This is a genomic window from Flavobacterium odoriferum (genome assembly GCF_025499515.1).
Taxonomy (GTDB): Bacteria; Bacteroidota; Bacteroidia; order Flavobacteriales; family Flavobacteriaceae; genus Flavobacterium; species Flavobacterium odoriferum.
The window spans coordinates 224,029-240,718 of the sequence record NZ_JAMKFA010000012.1 but is presented as its reverse complement, the minus strand read 5'-3'; the positions used below and the strand labels follow the sequence as shown (position 1 = coordinate 240,718).

13 protein-coding genes and 1 tRNA gene are annotated in these 16,690 nt (G+C 32.5%); 12 read left to right on the top strand and 2 right to left on the bottom strand.

Annotation, left to right across the window (positions count from 1 at the left end; all coding sequences use genetic code 11):
* Positions 1-123 precede the first annotated feature (123 nt).
* A tRNA-Val gene (locus M9Q43_RS10825) sits at positions 124-198 on the top strand.
* 39 nt (positions 199-237) lie between these two features.
* Here M9Q43_RS10825 and M9Q43_RS10820 read toward each other — a convergent pair.
* Entirely contained in the window at positions 238-1,521 is a 1,284-nt protein-coding gene (locus M9Q43_RS10820; protein WP_262318919.1) for a UDP-N-acetylmuramoyl-tripeptide--D-alanyl-D-alanine ligase, read from the bottom strand.
* 81 nt (positions 1,522-1,602) lie between these two features.
* Positions 1,603-3,321 (bottom strand): gliding motility lipoprotein GldJ, encoded by a 1,719-nt coding sequence (gldJ, locus tag M9Q43_RS10815; RefSeq protein ID WP_262318918.1) that lies wholly within the window; start codon positions 3,319-3,321, stop codon positions 1,603-1,605.
* Positions 3,322-3,531: 210 nt separating this feature from the next.
* Here gldJ and porU point away from each other — a divergent pair, with 210 nt between their 5' ends.
* From porU to M9Q43_RS10760, 11 genes are all read left to right on the top strand, one after another.
* A complete protein-coding gene (porU, locus tag M9Q43_RS10810; RefSeq protein WP_262318917.1) occupies positions 3,532-7,413 on the top strand; it encodes a type IX secretion system sortase PorU in 3,882 nt (1,293 codons plus the stop codon).
* Positions 7,414-7,452: 39 nt separating this feature from the next.
* The gene (gene porV / locus M9Q43_RS10805) at positions 7,453-8,658 is read left to right on the top strand and encodes a type IX secretion system outer membrane channel protein PorV (protein ID WP_262318924.1); all 1,206 of its coding nucleotides are present in this window, start codon (positions 7,453-7,455) and stop codon (positions 8,656-8,658) included.
* 64 nt (positions 8,659-8,722) lie between these two features.
* Positions 8,723-9,202 (top strand): cytidine deaminase, encoded by a 480-nt coding sequence (locus M9Q43_RS10800; protein ID WP_262318916.1) that lies wholly within the window; start codon positions 8,723-8,725, stop codon positions 9,200-9,202.
* 159 nt (positions 9,203-9,361) lie between these two features.
* A complete protein-coding gene (pdhA, locus tag M9Q43_RS10795; RefSeq protein ID WP_262318915.1) occupies positions 9,362-10,360 on the top strand; it encodes a pyruvate dehydrogenase (acetyl-transferring) E1 component subunit alpha in 999 nt (332 codons plus the stop codon).
* A gap of 5 nt (positions 10,361-10,365) precedes the next feature.
* Entirely contained in the window at positions 10,366-11,970 is a 1,605-nt protein-coding gene (locus M9Q43_RS10790; RefSeq protein WP_262318914.1) for a 2-oxo acid dehydrogenase subunit E2, read from the top strand.
* A 71-nt stretch (positions 11,971-12,041) separates the two neighbouring features.
* Entirely contained in the window at positions 12,042-13,007 is a 966-nt protein-coding gene (locus M9Q43_RS10785) for a M28 family metallopeptidase (protein ID WP_262318913.1), read from the top strand.
* A complete protein-coding gene (locus tag M9Q43_RS10780) occupies positions 12,997-13,680 on the top strand; it encodes an SDR family NAD(P)-dependent oxidoreductase (protein WP_262318912.1) in 684 nt (227 codons plus the stop codon). The genes M9Q43_RS10785 and M9Q43_RS10780 overlap by 11 nt, the downstream gene beginning before the upstream one ends.
* 38 nt (positions 13,681-13,718) lie before the next feature.
* Positions 13,719-14,555, top strand: a complete 837-nt coding sequence (locus tag M9Q43_RS10775) for a BRO-N domain-containing protein (protein WP_262318911.1) — start codon at positions 13,719-13,721, stop codon at positions 14,553-14,555.
* Complete coding sequence (locus M9Q43_RS10770) at positions 14,556-15,158, top strand: SprT-like domain-containing protein (RefSeq protein WP_262318910.1); 603 nt, start codon at positions 14,556-14,558, stop codon at positions 15,156-15,158.
* 9 nt (positions 15,159-15,167) lie between these two features.
* Positions 15,168-15,626, top strand: a complete 459-nt coding sequence (locus M9Q43_RS10765; RefSeq protein WP_262318909.1) for a hypothetical protein — start codon at positions 15,168-15,170, stop codon at positions 15,624-15,626.
* A gap of 8 nt (positions 15,627-15,634) precedes the next feature.
* The gene (locus tag M9Q43_RS10760) at positions 15,635-16,690 is read left to right on the top strand and encodes a mannose-1-phosphate guanylyltransferase (RefSeq protein ID WP_262318908.1); all 1,056 of its coding nucleotides are present in this window, start codon (positions 15,635-15,637) and stop codon (positions 16,688-16,690) included.

Below are 16,690 nucleotides of genomic sequence, written 5' to 3'. Positions count from 1 at the left end.
TTTATATTGGAGGAAGCACATTTGTAGTAGCAGAAATTGTGTAATTTTTTTTAGAAAAGACTTGCAAAAACAAATATTCAGTGTATATTTGCACTCGCATTAAGAAAGTAAAGCAATTTATTGGGGCGATTAGCTCAGCTGGTTCAGAGCACCTCGTTTACACCGAGGGGGTCGGGGGTTCGAACCCCTCATCGCCCACAAAACAAAAAAGCACTTCAACTGAAGTGCTTTTTTGTTTTACAATAGTTCCAAACTTTTTTCTAATGCCATTCCTCTTGAGCCTTTGATTAAGAGTAGACTATTTGTAGGTTTTCTCTCTCGTAGAAAATTTGCAAATGAATTGAAATCTTCAAAAAAAGTAATATGATTACTATTTAATTTATTTGCATAAAAGTCTTTTCCTATGAAATAAGTTTTTATTTCTGATTGGTTTTCTAACAATTCAATTACTTTTTTATGTTCTGATAAGCTTTCGTTACCTAATTCAAACATGTCTCCAAGGATTGCAATTTTATTCGCTTTGTCAAGTTGAATGAAATTCATAATCGCCGCCGTCATGCTGCTTGGATTTGCGTTATAGGCGTCTAATATTATTTCATTTCCGTTTTTTTGAATTAATTGTGAGCGATTATTTTCTGGAATGTAATTTTCTATTGCTTCTTTGATTAAATTATCTGTTACCTTAAAATAGTTTCCAATAGTAATTGCAGCGTTTATGTTGTTTGCATTATATATTCCAATTAGATGCGAATGTATGGATAAATTGTTGTAGTTGATTTTGACCATTGGATTGGCTTCTATATGACCAATTCTGACATCTGTATTTTTGTTGGATGTAGAGAAAGTAAATCTTTTTAGCTGTGTTGTTTTTTCGTTTTGGATAGCATCATCAAGGTTAACAAAAGCCATCTTATTATTTTCTTGCAGAAAATTATACATTTCACTTTTTCCTTTAATTACTCCTTCAACACCTCCAAATCCTTCTAAATGTGCTTTTCCAAAATTTGTTATATATCCATAATCAGGTTGCGCAATTTTACATAAAAATTCAATTTCTTTTTGGTGATTTGCTCCCATTTCAACAATTCCTATTTCCGTATCTTTTGTAAAACGTAATAATGTTAAAGGAACTCCAATATGGTTGTTTAAGTTTCCAATGGTTGCAATTGTGTTATATTTTTTTGATAAAACCGCATGAATTAATTCTTTTGTTGTGGTTTTTCCGTTGCTACCAGTTAGTGCAATAATTGGTAATCCAAGATATGTTCTATGAAATTTTGCAAGTTGTTGTAGGGTTTCGAGCGAATCATTTACAAGAATTGTTTTCTCGTTAATGTAGTACTCATTGTTATCTATAATTACAAATTTAGCACCTTTATCTAAAGCTTCTTTTGCAAATGTGTTTGCATCAAAATTATCTCCTTTTAAAGCTACAAATAAGCAATCTTTTTCAATTTTTCTTGTGTCAGTTGATACTTTTGTGCATTCTAAGAATAGTGAATGAATTGTGTTTATATTCATTTGAAAGGTTTTGTTTTGATTAACGAAGATAAAAAAAAGCCCTTTTGTAAAAAAGGGCTTTTTAAAGTATTTTGTAGAAAATTATTGTTTTGGATTTCCTCTTGAAGTCTTTTTGTTAGACTTAGGACCAACTTTAGACATTGCACATCTAAATCCAATGTAATCAGTTGCCATATCTTGAGGGAAGAATCTTCTTGAAGCTGGATCTAACCAATATGCTCTATCTCTCCATGAACCACCTTTGTATACTCTTACGTTATCGTCAATTAAAGATGTTCTTTTGTCAGATTTATCAAATTGTTTCACCATTTTCTTTTCAGTTCCTGTAGAATCTACAGAAGTTGAAATTTTATGTTTTGGCGCTTCATACATTCTGAATTTTTCTTCTTCACCTTCTCCACCTTCTTCATCAGATGAACCAAATTTGAAGAATCGAGTTGATTGTCTATCACCATCTCTGTAGTTTCTGTTGTCAGAAGTTGAGAATTGTGTTCTTAAATAAGTCTCATTTTCGTCAACTGGAACTTGAGCAATTTGACCAGGGAAATTTCTTGCCATGATTCTACCATTACTTAAAGTGTCGTAAGTAATATTGTCTGAAGTTACTAATTCAACCGTTCCGTCTTCACCAATTTTATTCTTAGTATAAACGTTACCTCTAAAGTAGTTGAAATCATTTGCTTCATCATCAACCATTGGTCTGTAAACATCTTGTACCCATTCTGCAACGTTACCAGCCATATCATATAAGCCGAAATCGTTTGGACTATAGCTTTTTACTTTATTTGTGATATCAGCACCATCATCAGACCAACCTGCAATTCCGCCGTAATCTCCTTTTCCTTGTTTGAAATTTGCCAATTGATCACCTCTTTCTTTTCTTTTACCAGAACGAGTATATTGACCACTCCAAGGATATTTTTTCTGACCTTTGTAGATGTTGTATTCTCTGTTTCCTACTAAAGCAAGTGCAGCATATTCCCATTCAGCTTCAGTTGGAAGTCTGTATTCTGGTAAAATCAATCCTGAACTTCTTTGAGCATATACGTTTTTAGCAGTATCAGCAGCAGGTCTTCTTCCTCCACCCATTTCTTTTTTTAGAACTACTTCTTCGTTACCGCCAAAAGAAGTAGACGGCGTATTGATGTAAGATTCTGTACTAAAAGACTTTTCAGCAGTTACATCAGTACCTAACTTAATTTTATTGTCTTTTTTCAAGTAACCTTCACGCTCTAAAATGTTTTCGTTTACACGATCAGTTCTCCATTTGCTAAATTCTGTGGCTTGAATCCAATTAACACCAACTACTGGATAATCTGCATAAGCAGGATGTCTCAAATAATTATTTGTCATGGTTTCGTTATATCCTAAACGGTTTCTCCATACTAAAGTATCTGGAATTGCACCATTATAGATGTTTTTGTAGTTTTCTTCTGTTGGAGGGAAAACAGTCTTTACCCAATATAAGTATTCTGAATACATTTTATTAGTTACTTCTGTTTCATCCATGAAGAATGATTGAACGTGTTGTTGATTTGGAGAGTTGTTCCAATCATGCATCACATCATCTTGAACTTTACCCATAGTAAACGTTCCGCCTTCAACAGGAACCATTCCTGGAGGAGTTTCTTGTTTTTTGAACTTGTCGTTAAACTGAAATCCACCTTTTTTGTCATTGATTTTCCAGCCAGTTGCTGAAGAACCACCTTTAGTGCTTCCTTTCTTAGAACAACCAGTAAAACCTATTGTTAGAGCTACTACAACTAACAATTTTAAAGCCATAATTTTCTTAATTTTCATACTTTAGTAGGTAATAAATTTAGTGTCGCAAGATAATAATTATGTATTAATATGCAACACGTTTTTAAAAATTTGTAAAAAAAAATTAATCTTGTGTTAAAATCCTTTTTCTTACAACGAATTTATGTATATTTTATTGTAAAAATTAGATTAAAATAAAATATTTTTTTCTCTTTGTAATATATTTTCCAAATATACGTTTTTAAACAGATGAAAAAGATACTCCTATATATACTTGTTTTTATAATTGGCAAAACCTTTGCTCAACAATCAGAAACAATAACTTTAAATTGGAATTCACAAGTTGATTATAATTTAGGTGAGTTAACTGTAAAAATACCACAATTTCAAAGCGAAAATTTTGAGTACAATGTGGATAGTAAATCAATCATTTACAAAAAAGTTGTTGATATTTCTAACTTGTTGGATAAAAATGCGCTGCAAATTAGTAATGTATCCTATAAAAGTATAACTGAAAATGATTTATATGATTTAGATAAATCAAAAATTACACCAACAATTAATGCTAAATTTGAATCTGTAAATGCCAGAGGTGTTTTTAAAGGGTTTATATCTATTAATCCAATTATAAAGGATGCTTCAGGTTATAAAAAGGTAGTTTCATTTACCTATACAATAAGTAATAATTCGATTTCTAATCGAAACAATAATAGAAATACTTTTTCGGTATCAGCTGTTTCAAACTCTGTTTTAGCTACTGGAAATTGGTATAAGTTTTATATTGAAAAATCAGGTGTTTATCGAATTTCAAAATCTTTTTTACAAAGTTTGGGATTAAATGTAAATGTTGATCCAAGAACTATAAAACTATATGGAAATGGTGGTAAAATGCTACCTTTATTAAATGACACACCATATCCTATGGATTTGGAGGAAAACGCAATTCAGTTTATAGGTGAAGAAGATGGTGTTTTTGATGCATCAGATTATATTTTGTTTTATGCTGAAGGGGTTGATACATGGAATGATGAAAGCTTAACCAGTGTTAATTTATTTGCAGATAAGACCTATTATTATGTAACCGCTAATGCTGGAACAGGAAAACGTATTGTAAATGCAATTGAGCCTTCTGCAGCACCAAGTATGCAATTTAATCAATTTGATGATGTTTTGTACTATGAAAAAGATTTAGTGAATGGTGGAAAAGTAGGTAGAAGGTGGTTTGGTGAACAATTTAATATTGATGATAGTCAAGAGTTTAGTTTTACAATTCCTAACATAGATATTTCTGTTCCTGTTGAATTAAAAATAAATACAGCTTCTAAATCTTTTGGAATTTCTTCCTTTAACTTTAATGTAAATACGACTAATTTAGGAACTATTACTTTTCCACCGTTGGTTGCTTTTAGTGGAATTGAAGGTTATGAGTCTACTTTGAATACTACATTTAACGCAACTTCTTCTTCTGTTTCAATACGTTTAACATATGATAATGGAGGAGTTCCAAATTCAAATGGCTATTTAGATTTTATCCGTTTAAAAACTAAAAGAAATTTAATTGGTTTTGGAAAGCAGTTTATGTTTTTCAACGATGCTGAACAAACAAATATAGGTATTGGGCAATACAATTTAACTTCAGCAAGTGCTATTTCTCAAGTTTGGGATGTAACAGATATTTACAATGTTTCAAAATATGTCAACACTTCGGGAGCAAATTTTTCTTTTAAGGTAAATCTTGGAACAGCAAGAAAATATGTTGCGGTAGATTTAGGTGATGTTTTTTTGCCCTCAAAAGAGTCATCTTCAACTGTAGTAAACCAAAATATTAAAGGAACTATATTTAATGATGCTTCTGGTAATTTTCAAGATATTGATTACTTAATTTTCACACCACAATTTTTAGTAAACCAAGCGGAAACTTTAGCAAATTTTCATCGCACAAATTCTGGCATGAGTGTGCGTGTTGTTCCTTTAGAACGTTTGTATCAAGAGTTTTCATCTGGAAAGCAAGATATAGCTGCCATTCGTAACTTGGTTAAATATGTATATTGGAATGCATCATCTCCAGATAAAAGAGTAAAATATGTAAATCTTTTTGGTGATGCTTCTTACGATTATAAAAATAGAATTCCTAATAATAACAACATAGTTCCAGTGTTTCATGGGTTTAATCCATTAGCATCCGAAACAAATAATACTACAAATTTTTCATTGTATTCTTCATTTATGTCAGACGATTTTTATGGTATGATGGATGATGGAGAAGGGCCAATGACAACTGGTTTTGATGGAATTGACGTTGCGGTTGGAAGAATGTTAGTTACTACAACTTCTCAAGCGCAGGAAATGGTAAACAAAGTCATCGAATATCATGATGAAAAATCATATGGCAGATGGCGTAATAATTTCGTAATTTATTCAGATGATGCAGATAATACAACTGATGCTGATTTGCAATTTGGTTTAAATAATTTAGCAGATGTTTTAACGACACAAAAGCCTTTTGTAAATGTTAAAAAAATTCATTCTGATGCTTATGTTCAGCAAGTTGCTGCTGGTGGCGAACGTTATCCTGATGCTAAAAATGATTTTTTAGATGCATTAGAATTAGGAGCTTTAGTGTTTAATTATTTTGGTCACGGAAATGAAGAAGCTTTAGCAAGAGAACGGTTATTTGAAAAATTAGACGCACAAAATTTAACTAATCGTTACAGATATCCTTTATTTGTTACCATAACATGTGAATTTACTCGTTTTGATGACCCAAATCGTTTTACGGGTGGTGAATACATGTATTGGAATAAATCGGGAGGTGCTATTGGATTGATTGCAACTACAAGACAAATTGATGTTTCAACTGGTTTTACAATGAATAATTTGTTAAGCGAGGATTTGTATGCTTTTGGGTCAACCAACTATCCAACAATTGCAGAAGCATTGCGAACAACTAAATTGTCTACAGGATCAGATAATAGAAGAGTTGTTTTTTATATTGGCGATCCAGCTTTGAAATTAGCAATTCCAAAACCAAAAGTTGTTTTAACAAAAGTAAATGATATTCCTGTAGATCAACCATTACCAGTACTTCAAGCGTTGAGTTTGGTGAAAATTTCTGGTGAAGTTAGAAATGAGAGTGATGTTTTGCTGTCAAATTATAATGGTGATTTAGCAGTTCAAATTTTTGATAAAGATATTAATAGAACTACTTTAGGTAATAACGGAACCTCAGATTCTGGAGGTTTAATTACTATGAATTTTACTACTTTAGGAGAAACTGTTTTTAGAGGAAATGCTTCAGTTGTTAATGGGCAATTTGAGTTTAGTTTTGTGGTTCCTCAAGATATTCGAATTCCTGTTGGCAATGGTAAAATTAGTTTTTATGCCAAAAGGGATGTGCCAAATTTAGAAGATCAAACAGGTTATGATAAAACAATCCAAATTGGAGGCGTTAACGTAAATGCAGTTAGCGATACAAATCCGCCAACAGTTCGATTACATATGAATGACGAAGGTTTTGTCTCGGGAGGAATTACCAACTGTTCTCCAATTTTACTGGCATTTTTAGAAGACGAAAACGGAATCAATACAGCAAGCGGAATTGGACATGATATTGTTGCAATTTTAGATGGAGACGAAACCAATCCGTATATTTTAAACGAATATTATGAAACAGAGAATGACGATTATACAAAAGGATTTGTACGTTTTCCGTTTAGAGATTTATCACCAGGATTACACACGGTTTTGTTTAAGGCTTGGGATGTATATAATAATTTAATTACAGCCGAAATTCAATTTAATGCCATTTGTTCAGATGAAGGTTTGCGAATTGAAAAAGTATTAAACTATCCTAATCCATTTGTAAGTTATACGGAGTTTTGGTTCAACCATAATATGCCATTTGAACAATTAGATGTACAAGTTCAAATTTTGACTATTTCTGGAAAATTAGTAAAAACAATCAATCAGCAAGTAGTTACAGAAGGATTCTTGTGTAGAGAGGTTACTTGGGATGGTCGAGATGATTTTGGTGATAGAATTGGTAAAGGCGTTTATGTCTATAAATTAACGGTTAAGTCAGTTGCAACTGGTAAATCGGCAGAAAAATACGAGAAACTTGTTATCCTATAATAAAATACTATATTTGTCAAATTAATTACTATGAATACGATGAAGAAAATTGCTTTAATTTTAACTGTTTTGATGGTGAGTCAATTTGCAAAAGCTCAAGAAAACCGTGTAATTACTACTGGTGTTCCGTTTTTGCTTATTGCTGCTGATGCTCGTTCTGCAGGTATGGCTGACATGGGTGTAGCAACATCTGCTGACGCATTCTCACAACAGTATAATCCTTCAAAATATGCATTTTCATTGCAAAAACAAGGATTTTCAGTAAGTTACACGCCTTATTTAACCAGTATTGCAAACGATATTTCTTTAGGGCAAATCACTTACTATAATAGAATTAATGAACGTAGTGCCTTTGCAGGTTCTCTTCGTTATTTTGGATTAGGAGATATTCAGTTAACTGATGCTGTTGGAACGCCTTTAACAACAGTAAGTCCTAATGAATTTGCGATAGACGGATCATATTCCCTAAAACTAAGCGAACGTTTCGCAATGGGTATTGGAGCAAGATACATTCGTTCAAATTTAAAAATTGCAACTGACAATGGTGATGCTTCGCCTGCTTCTTCTTTTGCAGTAGACATTTCAGGTTATTATCAATCTGAGGAAGTTGCTTACGAAGATTTTAATGGTAGATGGAGATTAGGTTTTAATTTTCAAAACTTGGGGCCAAAAATCAATTATGATAATGATAATTTAGATACTAGCTCAAATTTTTTACCTGCAAATATGCGTTTAGGTGGAGGGTTTGACTTCATTTTTGATGAATACAATAAAATAGGTGTAACCGCAGAAGTTACAAAACTTTTAGTTCCAACACCTCCAGCAAGAATTGAGTATTATGATATTGATGAAGACGGTACAATAACTGGTGCAGAACAAGATGAAGTTGATGATATGAATAATTTAGCAATTTCTGATTACAGAAAAATTGGTTGGACAGAAGGAATTTTCAAATCATTCAATGATGCACCCGACGGTTTTTCTGAAGAATTGAAAGAATTTACATGGGCTTTAGGGGCAGAATATTCATATCAAGATTCATTTGCATTGCGTTTAGGTTATTTTAACGAAAACGAATTAAAAGGAGCAAGAAAGTTCTTCTCATTAGGAGCAGGTTTCAAATATAATGTTGTTAAAGTAGATGTCTCTTATTTGTTCTCTGCTTCAAAAGTTAGAAATCCGCTTGAAAACACATTGCGTTTTTCACTAACATTTAGTTTTGGAGATAATTACGATGAACTTTAGATAAAAATATAAATTAATAAATCATCCAAATTCTTAGTTGAGTTTGGATTTTTTTTCCTCACATATGAAGCAAATTATTATAAACACTACCATTTCGGTACTTTCAAAAGAAGAATTATCGCAACAAGAAATCAATTTGATGATACAAGCTTTTGATGCAAGAAGTAAGGCATACGCACCTTATTCAAAATTTACAGTTGGAGCAGCAATTTTATTAGACAACGGAATTGTTGTACAAGGTTCAAACCAAGAAAATGCAGCCTATCCATCAGGTTTGTGTGCAGAAAGAGTAGCTATTTATTATGCGGGAGCTACTTATCCAGATGCTAAAATTGTGAAAATGTTTATCACAGCATCGCCTCAAGATAGAGATTTAGACGAGCCAATTCCTCCTTGTGGTAGTTGTCGTCAAGCTATTGCTGAGTACGAATTTAAGCAAGATATTCCTATAGAAATATTTTTCATGGGAGCAAAAGGACCAATTTATAAAACGGATTCTTTGAAAAATATTTTGCCATTAGTTTTCGATAAAAATCATCTATAACGATTTCGTAGGTTTTTTTAACGATTTCATACAAAAAAACGAAAAAATCATAGAATTTAATTTTTTCAGTAAGGTTCTATGTAGTATTTTTGCTTTTCGTAAAATTGTGAACTAGCAATTTATGTGTTTCGCAATATAATTGAATTAAAAACAAACATAATGAAGCCAATAACCAAAGAAGTTTACCTTAAATGGTATGAAGACATGCAGTTTTGGAGAAAATTTGAAGACAAATTAGCTGCTGTTTATATCCAACAAAAAGTTAGAGGATTTTTACATTTATATAACGGTCAAGAAGCAGTTTTAGCTGGAGCATTGCACGCTATGGATTTGTCAAAAGACAAAATGATTACCGCTTACCGTAACCATGTTCAGCCAATTGGAATGGGTGTTGACCCAAGAAAAGTTATGGCAGAATTATACGGAAAAGCTACAGGTACTTCAAAAGGAATGGGTGGATCTATGCATATTTTCTCTAAAGAACATGGTTTTTATGGAGGTCACGGAATTGTAGGAGCACAAATTCCAGTAGGAGCAGGTATTGCTTTTGCTGATAAATATTTCAATACTGGCGGTGTTACCTTAACTTATTTTGGTGATGGTGCGGCGCGTCAAGGTTCTTTGCACGAAGCTTTCAACATGGCAATGTTATGGAAATTACCAGTAGTATTCATCGTTGAAAATAATGGATATGCAATGGGAACTTCTGTAGAAAGAACCGCAAATCATACCGATATTTGGAAACTTGGTTTAGGATACGAAATGCCTTGTGGACCAGTTGACGGAATGAATCCAGTTAAAGTAGCTGAAGCAATGCATGAAGCAATGGAAAGAGCACGTCGTGGTGATGGACCAACTTTCTTAGAAATGAAAACATACCGTTACAGAGGACACTCAATGTCTGATGCACAATTATACAGAACAAAAGAGGAAGTGGAAGAATACAAAAAAATCGACCCAATTACTCAAGTTCTTGATATTATTAAAGAAAATAACTACGCTACAGAAGTTGAAATAGAAGCAATCGATCAAAGAGTAGCTGATTTAGTGGCTGAATGTGAGAAATTCGCTGAAGAATCTCCATTCCCAGAAGCACAACAGTTATATGATGTAGTGTATGAACAAGAAAATTATCCTTTCATTCCACATAAATTATAAGAACTATGGCACAAATTATAACAATGCCCCGTTTGAGTGATACGATGACCGAAGGAGTTGTAGCAACTTGGTTAAAAAAAGTGGGTGATACAATCAAAACAGGTGATATTTTAGCCGAAATTGAAACGGATAAAGCTACAATGGAATTCGAATCTTTCTATGATGGTGTTTTATTACACATCGGAATTCAAGAAGGACAATCGGCTCCAGTAGATTCTTTATTAGCTATTATTGGTGCAGCAGGCGAAGATATTTCAGCTTTATTAAGTGGAGGAAATGCTACTGAAACTAAAGAAGAAAAAGTAGTTGAAGAAGCAAAACCAACTTCTGTTGCAGTTGAAATTCCAGCTGGTGTAAAAGTAGTAACAATGCCTCGTTTGTCTGACACGATGACAACAGGAACAGTAGCAACTTGGTTGAAAAAAGTGGGTGATGCTGTAAAAGAAGGTGACATTTTAGCTGAAATCGAAACGGATAAAGCTACTATGGAATTCGAATCTTTTAATGCAGGAACTTTGTTATATATCGGAGTGCAAGAAGGTGATTCTGCTCCAGTTGATACTATTTTAGCCATTTTAGGACCAGCAGGAACTGATGTTTCAGGAATTGCGGCTAATTACAAAGTTGGTGCAGTTGTTGAAACTTCAAAATCTGAAGTAAAAGCAGTTACACAAACGGAAGCTACTTCCAACTCCCAACTTCCAACTTCTAACTCTGAAGGTAGAGTTTTTGCTTCTCCATTAGCTAAAAAAATTGCTCAAGATAAAGGAATCAACTTGTCTCAAGTAAAAGGTTCAGGTGAAAATGGAAGAATTGTAAAATCTGATGTAGAGAATTTCTCTCCATCAGCAGTTGCAACTCCAACTCAAGCCGTTGCAGAAGCTACAAGTGCAGTTGCAGCTGTGAAACCATTTGTTCCAGCAGGAGAAGTTTTCCAAGAAGAAATCAAAAATTCGCAAATGCGTAAAACCATTGCGAGAAGATTATCAGAATCTAAATTTACAGCACCGCATTATTATTTAACTATCGAGTTGGATATGGACAATGCAATTGCTTCAAGAAATATGATCAATGGATTACCAGATACAAAAGTTTCTTTCAATGATATGGTAATCAAAGCGAGTGCGATGGCATTAAAAAAACATCCACAAGTAAATTCACAATGGAGAGAAGATGCAATGGTAATCAATCACCACGTGAATATTGGTGTTGCAGTTGCTGTTGAAGACGGTTTAATGGTTCCAGTATTGAAATTTACAGACCAAATGAGCTTAACTCAAATTGGTGCAAACGTAAAAGACTTGGCTGGAAAAGCAAAATCTAAAAAAATTCAACCAGCTGAAATGGAAGGAAGTACATTCACAATTTCTAATTTAGGAATGTTCGGAATTCAATCATTTACATCGATTATCAATCAACCAAATTCAGCTATTTTATCTGTTGGTGCTATTGTTGAAAAACCAGTAGTTAAAAACGGTCAAATCGTAGTTGGAAACACAATGACAGTTACTTTGGCTTGCGATCACAGAACAGTGGACGGAGCAACAGGAGCTCAATTCTTACAAACGTTTAAAGCGTTTATGGAAAATCCAGTAACGATGTTAGCATAATAAGTGTTAAATTTATCATACAAAATCCCGATTTACTCGGGATTTTTTTATTTTTACTTAAAACTAAATTTATGCGCTATTATATCTTTTTATTAGTATTTGTATTGTTTTCATGTGCAACAAAGCCACAACCGGAAAAAACGAATCAAACCAATTCTGTTTCCTATAAAGTTTCTGAAGAAAATGTTATTAAAACACTGTCTTATTTAGCTTCCGATGAACTAGAAGGAAGAGATTCAGGTAGTGAAGGAATTGAAAAAGCTTCAGTTTATCTTGAAAATTTATTGAAAGAAAACGGAATCAAACCATATTTTAAAACCTATCGTGATACGTTATCAAATTTTGACAAACCTGCTTTCAATATTGTAGGTTACATTGAAGGAACAGATAAAAAATTAAAAAATGAATTTGTAATCATTGGAGCGCATTATGATCATATTGGAAAAATTGCAGCCGTAAATGGCGATGATATTGGAAACGGAGCAAACGACAATGCTTCCGGAACCACTGCGGTAACCGAAGTAGCTAAATATTTCGCAAAATTCAAAAATAACAAACGAAGTATTCTTTTTGTGTTCTTCTCTGCTGAGGAAAAAGGTCTTTTAGGTTCGAAACATTTAGCAGCTAAATTGAAAGAACAAAAAATGGATTTGTATTTCATGTTCAATTTTGAAATGATTGGAGTTCCAATGAAAGACAAAGGAATGGATTTTTATTTAACTGGTTTTGGAAAATCGAACATGGCGACGACAATGAACGAATATGCAGGAGAAAAATTAGTTGGGTATTTGCCAATTGAAACCAAATATATGTTGTTTAGAGCATCTGATAATTATCCATTTTTTACCGAATTTAATGTTCCAGCTCAAACCGTTTCTACATTTGATTTTGAAAATTTCGAATTTTATCACCAACCTGATGATGAGTTTGAATTGATGGATACGAAACACATGACTAATGTAATTTCTAAGACAATTCCAGTTTTAGAAAAAATGATAAATGCTCCTAAAAAAGAAATCAAGTTAAATGAAAAATAAAAACATCATCATAACGGGAACTTCTCGCGGAATTGGTTACGAATTAGCCTTGCAATTTGCAAATGAGGGTCATCAGGTTCTTGCCATTTCTCGTAAAACTCCTCAGGCTTTAATTGAAAATCCAAATATTACGTGTTTGTCAATTGATATTTCAAATCCAGATGAATTACTTCAAGTGGAGAATTTCATCAATCAAACTTGGAAAAAAGTTGATATTTTAATTCATAATGCAGGAAGTTTGTTGCATAAACAATTCACGCAAATTACTTCAGAAGAATTTCAAGATATTTATAAAGTCAATGTTTTTGCGGTTGCTGAATTAACAAAAATCTGTATTCCTTTCATGGAAAAAGGAAGTCATGTCGTGACGATTAGTTCTATGGGCGGCATACAAGGAAGCATGAAATTCGCTGGTTTAGCTGCATATTCGTCAAGCAAAGGAGCCGTGATTACGTTGTCTGAATTATTAGCTGAAGAATATAAAGAAGAAGGAATTGCCTTCAATGTTTTAGCACTTGGAGCTGTAAATACCGAAATGTTACAAGAAGCTTTTCCAGGTTACGAAGCGCCACTTTCAGCAAAAGAAATGGCAGATTACATCTTCAATTTCGCATTAACTGGAAACAAATTTTATAATGGAAAAGTATTGCAAGTTTCATCAACTACACCATAATTTTTGTAAATTGTAATTTCATTTAAATTTATATAACCATGACAAAAGTAAACGCCATTCAATTATTTGAAAACAAAAAAGTAAGAACCACTTGGGATTCCAATCAAGAGAAGTGGTATGTTTCAATTATAGATGTAATTGAAGTTTTAATCGATAGTGATCGTCCAAGAAAGTATTGGAGTGATTTAAAATCAAAGTTGATTAAAGAAGGAAGTGAAGTGTCCGATAAAATCGGACAGTTGAAAATGCAAGCTCCTGATGGTAAAATGCGACTAACCGATGTTGCGGATACTGAACAACTTTTTCGATTAATTCAATCCATTCCTTCACCAAAAGCGGAACCTTTTAAATTGTGGTTAGCTCAAATTGCTGCAGAACGTTTAGACGAATTACAAGATCCTGAAATTTCAATCGATAGAGCTCTGAACCAATATATGCAATTAGGATATTCCGAAAGTTGGATTAATCAAAGATTAAAAAGCATAGAAATTCGTAAAGAATTAACAGACGAATGGAAAAATAGAGGATTAAAAGAAGGACAACAGTTTGCCACTTTAACCGATATTATTTCAAAGTCTTGGTCAGGAAAAACAACGAAAGAATATAAAATTATAAAAGGGTTGAAAAAAGAAAATCTTCGAGACAATATGACTAATACCGAATTGATTTTGAATATGTTAGCCGAAGCTTCAACCAAAGATATTTCACAAGCTGTAAACCCTGAATCGTTTGAAGAAAGCAAAAAAGTTGCAAAACAAGGCGGAAATGTTGCTAAAGTAGCACTCAAAGAATTAGAAGCTAAAACAGGAAAAAAAGTAGTCAGTTCGCTAAATGCAAAATCTTTGCGTGATGCTAATAAAAAGATTGATAAATAATTGAGCGAAGTTTTACAAAAATATCTTCCTGAACACGCAGTTCATCATTGTTTTGAGTTAATCAAAGCCAATCATGTGCATCTTAAAATCGTTAATGAACGTCAAACCCGTCATGGCGATTATCGAAAAGATGCGCAAGGTTATCATTTGATTACGGTAAATGCTAGTTTGAATAAATACCGATTTTTAATTACACTAATTCACGAAATTGCTCATTTGGTAGCTTTCGAAAAGTATGGACGATACATAAAACCTCATGGCGATGAATGGAAACTCACTTTTCAAAGAATGATGGTGCCGTTTATTCGTCCTGAAATATTTCCCCATCAATTGTTGCCATTGCTTGCCAAACATTTTAGAAATCCGAAAGCCAGTAGTGATACAGATGCAAAATTAGCTATCGCATTAAAACAATTTGACCAAAAAGAAACCGATAAAAATTATATCTTTGAAATTCCAATGGGAAGTCATTTTAGAATTCACAATGGGAAAATTTTTAAGAAAATAGCATTAAGAGTTAAGCGATATGAATGTTTAGAAATAAGTTCTGGACGATTATATCTGTTTCAACCCAATGCTGAAGTGGAATTGTTGCCGAATTAAATAAGTACAATGATTTTTAAAGTTTTAAAAGAAAAACCTCATTTTTTATTAGCAATTTTTGCTGTATTATTCTTGTTGTTTGGGATTTTAACAACAAGTAATGAAAATAATACTTTAGATATTAATGTTCACGATACTTATTTTGTTATTCATCATGTACATGTTTATTGGTTTTTCTCTTTACTTTTTTTGTTGTTTTATTTTTTCTATTTGATATTTATTTGGATAAAATTTCCAACAAATTCATTTTTTAAAAATTCACATATTTATACATTGATTATTTCAGTTTTGGGAATTGTATTTCCATACATGATTTTTTATGATGAAAATGAATTGTATCAAGATTCATTTGATGTAAATTTGATTATTACAATTTTTGGAATACTTTTCGTTTTTTCATTTATTATTTTTGTTACCCATTTTATTATAGGATTTTTTATAAAAATTAAAAATATAGTTACTCAGTAACACACATTATGAACAAAAATTATTACGCAATATTGATGGCTGGTGGAGTTGGTTCACGTTTTTGGCCAGTGAGTACAGCCGAGTTTCCTAAGCAATTTCACGACATGTTAGGAACTGGTGAAACACTAATTCAAAAAACGTTTACTCGCTTGTCTCAAATTATTCCTAAAGAAAATATCTTAATTCTAACACATGAGGATTACAATAGTATTGTTTTAGAGCAATTACCAATGGTAAAACAAGAGCAAATTATTCTTGAACCTGTAATGAGAAACACTGCGCCTTGTATTTTGTATGCTTCTTTAAAAATTAAAAAACAAAATCCGAATGCTATAATGGTTGTAGCGCCTTCTGACCACTGGATTGAAGATGAAATGCAGTTTTGTTCTAATTTGCAACACGCTTTCGATTTCTGTGAGTGTGATGAAAATTTAATGACATTAGGAATTTTACCAACATTTGCCAACACAGGTTACGGCTATATCGAATTTGATAAATTAGATTCTCGTCCAATTAAAAAAGTGAAGCAGTTTCGTGAAAAACCAGATTATGCTACTGCAAGAAAGTTTATTCAAAGCAGGAATTATCTCTGGAATGCTGGGATTTTCGTATGGAGTGCCAAAACCGTTTTAAAAGCCTATGAAGAGTTTCAGCCAGTGATGTATGACCATTTTATGAGTGGTTACGAAGCTTTAAATACAGAGAAAGAAGCGGCATTTATCAAAGATAATTATCCGTTAGCACAAAATATTTCTGTCGATTATGCCATTTTAGAAAAAGCGCAAAACGTTTTTGTATTACCTGCAACTTTCGATTGGAACGATTTAGGAACTTGGGGTTCATTATATGATAAATTGCCAAAAGACGAACAAGAAAATGCAGTTGTAAATGCTACTGTTTATTTGGAAAATGCAACTAATAACATCATTAGAACCGAAGGTAAAAAATTGGTTGTAATTGATGGTTTAACCGACTATATAATTGTAGACAAAGACGATGTGTTGTTGATTTATCCAAAAAATAAAGAACAAGACATTAAGCAAATAGTTTCTAAATTAAAATAG

Excerpts from the sequence above, each read along its gene's own strand:
- M9Q43_RS10820 (WP_262318919.1), bottom strand. The coding sequence starts at position 1,521 with ATGAATATAAACACAATTCATTCACTATTCTTAGAATGCACAAAAGTA.
- gldJ (WP_262318918.1), bottom strand. The coding sequence starts at position 3,321 with ATGAAAATTAAGAAAATTATGGCTTTAAAATTGTTAGTTGTAGTAGCT.
- porU (WP_262318917.1), top strand. The coding sequence starts at position 3,532 with ATGAAAAAGATACTCCTATATATACTTGTTTTTATAATTGGCAAAACC.
- porV (WP_262318924.1), top strand. The coding sequence starts at position 7,453 with ATGAAGAAAATTGCTTTAATTTTAACTGTTTTGATGGTGAGTCAATTT.
- M9Q43_RS10800 (WP_262318916.1), top strand. The coding sequence starts at position 8,723 with ATGAAGCAAATTATTATAAACACTACCATTTCGGTACTTTCAAAAGAA.
- pdhA (WP_262318915.1), top strand. The coding sequence starts at position 9,362 with ATGAAGCCAATAACCAAAGAAGTTTACCTTAAATGGTATGAAGACATG.
- M9Q43_RS10790 (WP_262318914.1), top strand. The coding sequence starts at position 10,366 with ATGGCACAAATTATAACAATGCCCCGTTTGAGTGATACGATGACCGAA.
- M9Q43_RS10785 (WP_262318913.1), top strand. The coding sequence starts at position 12,042 with ATGCGCTATTATATCTTTTTATTAGTATTTGTATTGTTTTCATGTGCA.
- M9Q43_RS10780 (WP_262318912.1), top strand. The coding sequence starts at position 12,997 with ATGAAAAATAAAAACATCATCATAACGGGAACTTCTCGCGGAATTGGT.
- M9Q43_RS10775 (WP_262318911.1), top strand. The coding sequence starts at position 13,719 with ATGACAAAAGTAAACGCCATTCAATTATTTGAAAACAAAAAAGTAAGA.
- M9Q43_RS10765 (WP_262318909.1), top strand. The coding sequence starts at position 15,168 with ATGATTTTTAAAGTTTTAAAAGAAAAACCTCATTTTTTATTAGCAATT.
- M9Q43_RS10760 (WP_262318908.1), top strand. The coding sequence starts at position 15,635 with ATGAACAAAAATTATTACGCAATATTGATGGCTGGTGGAGTTGGTTCA.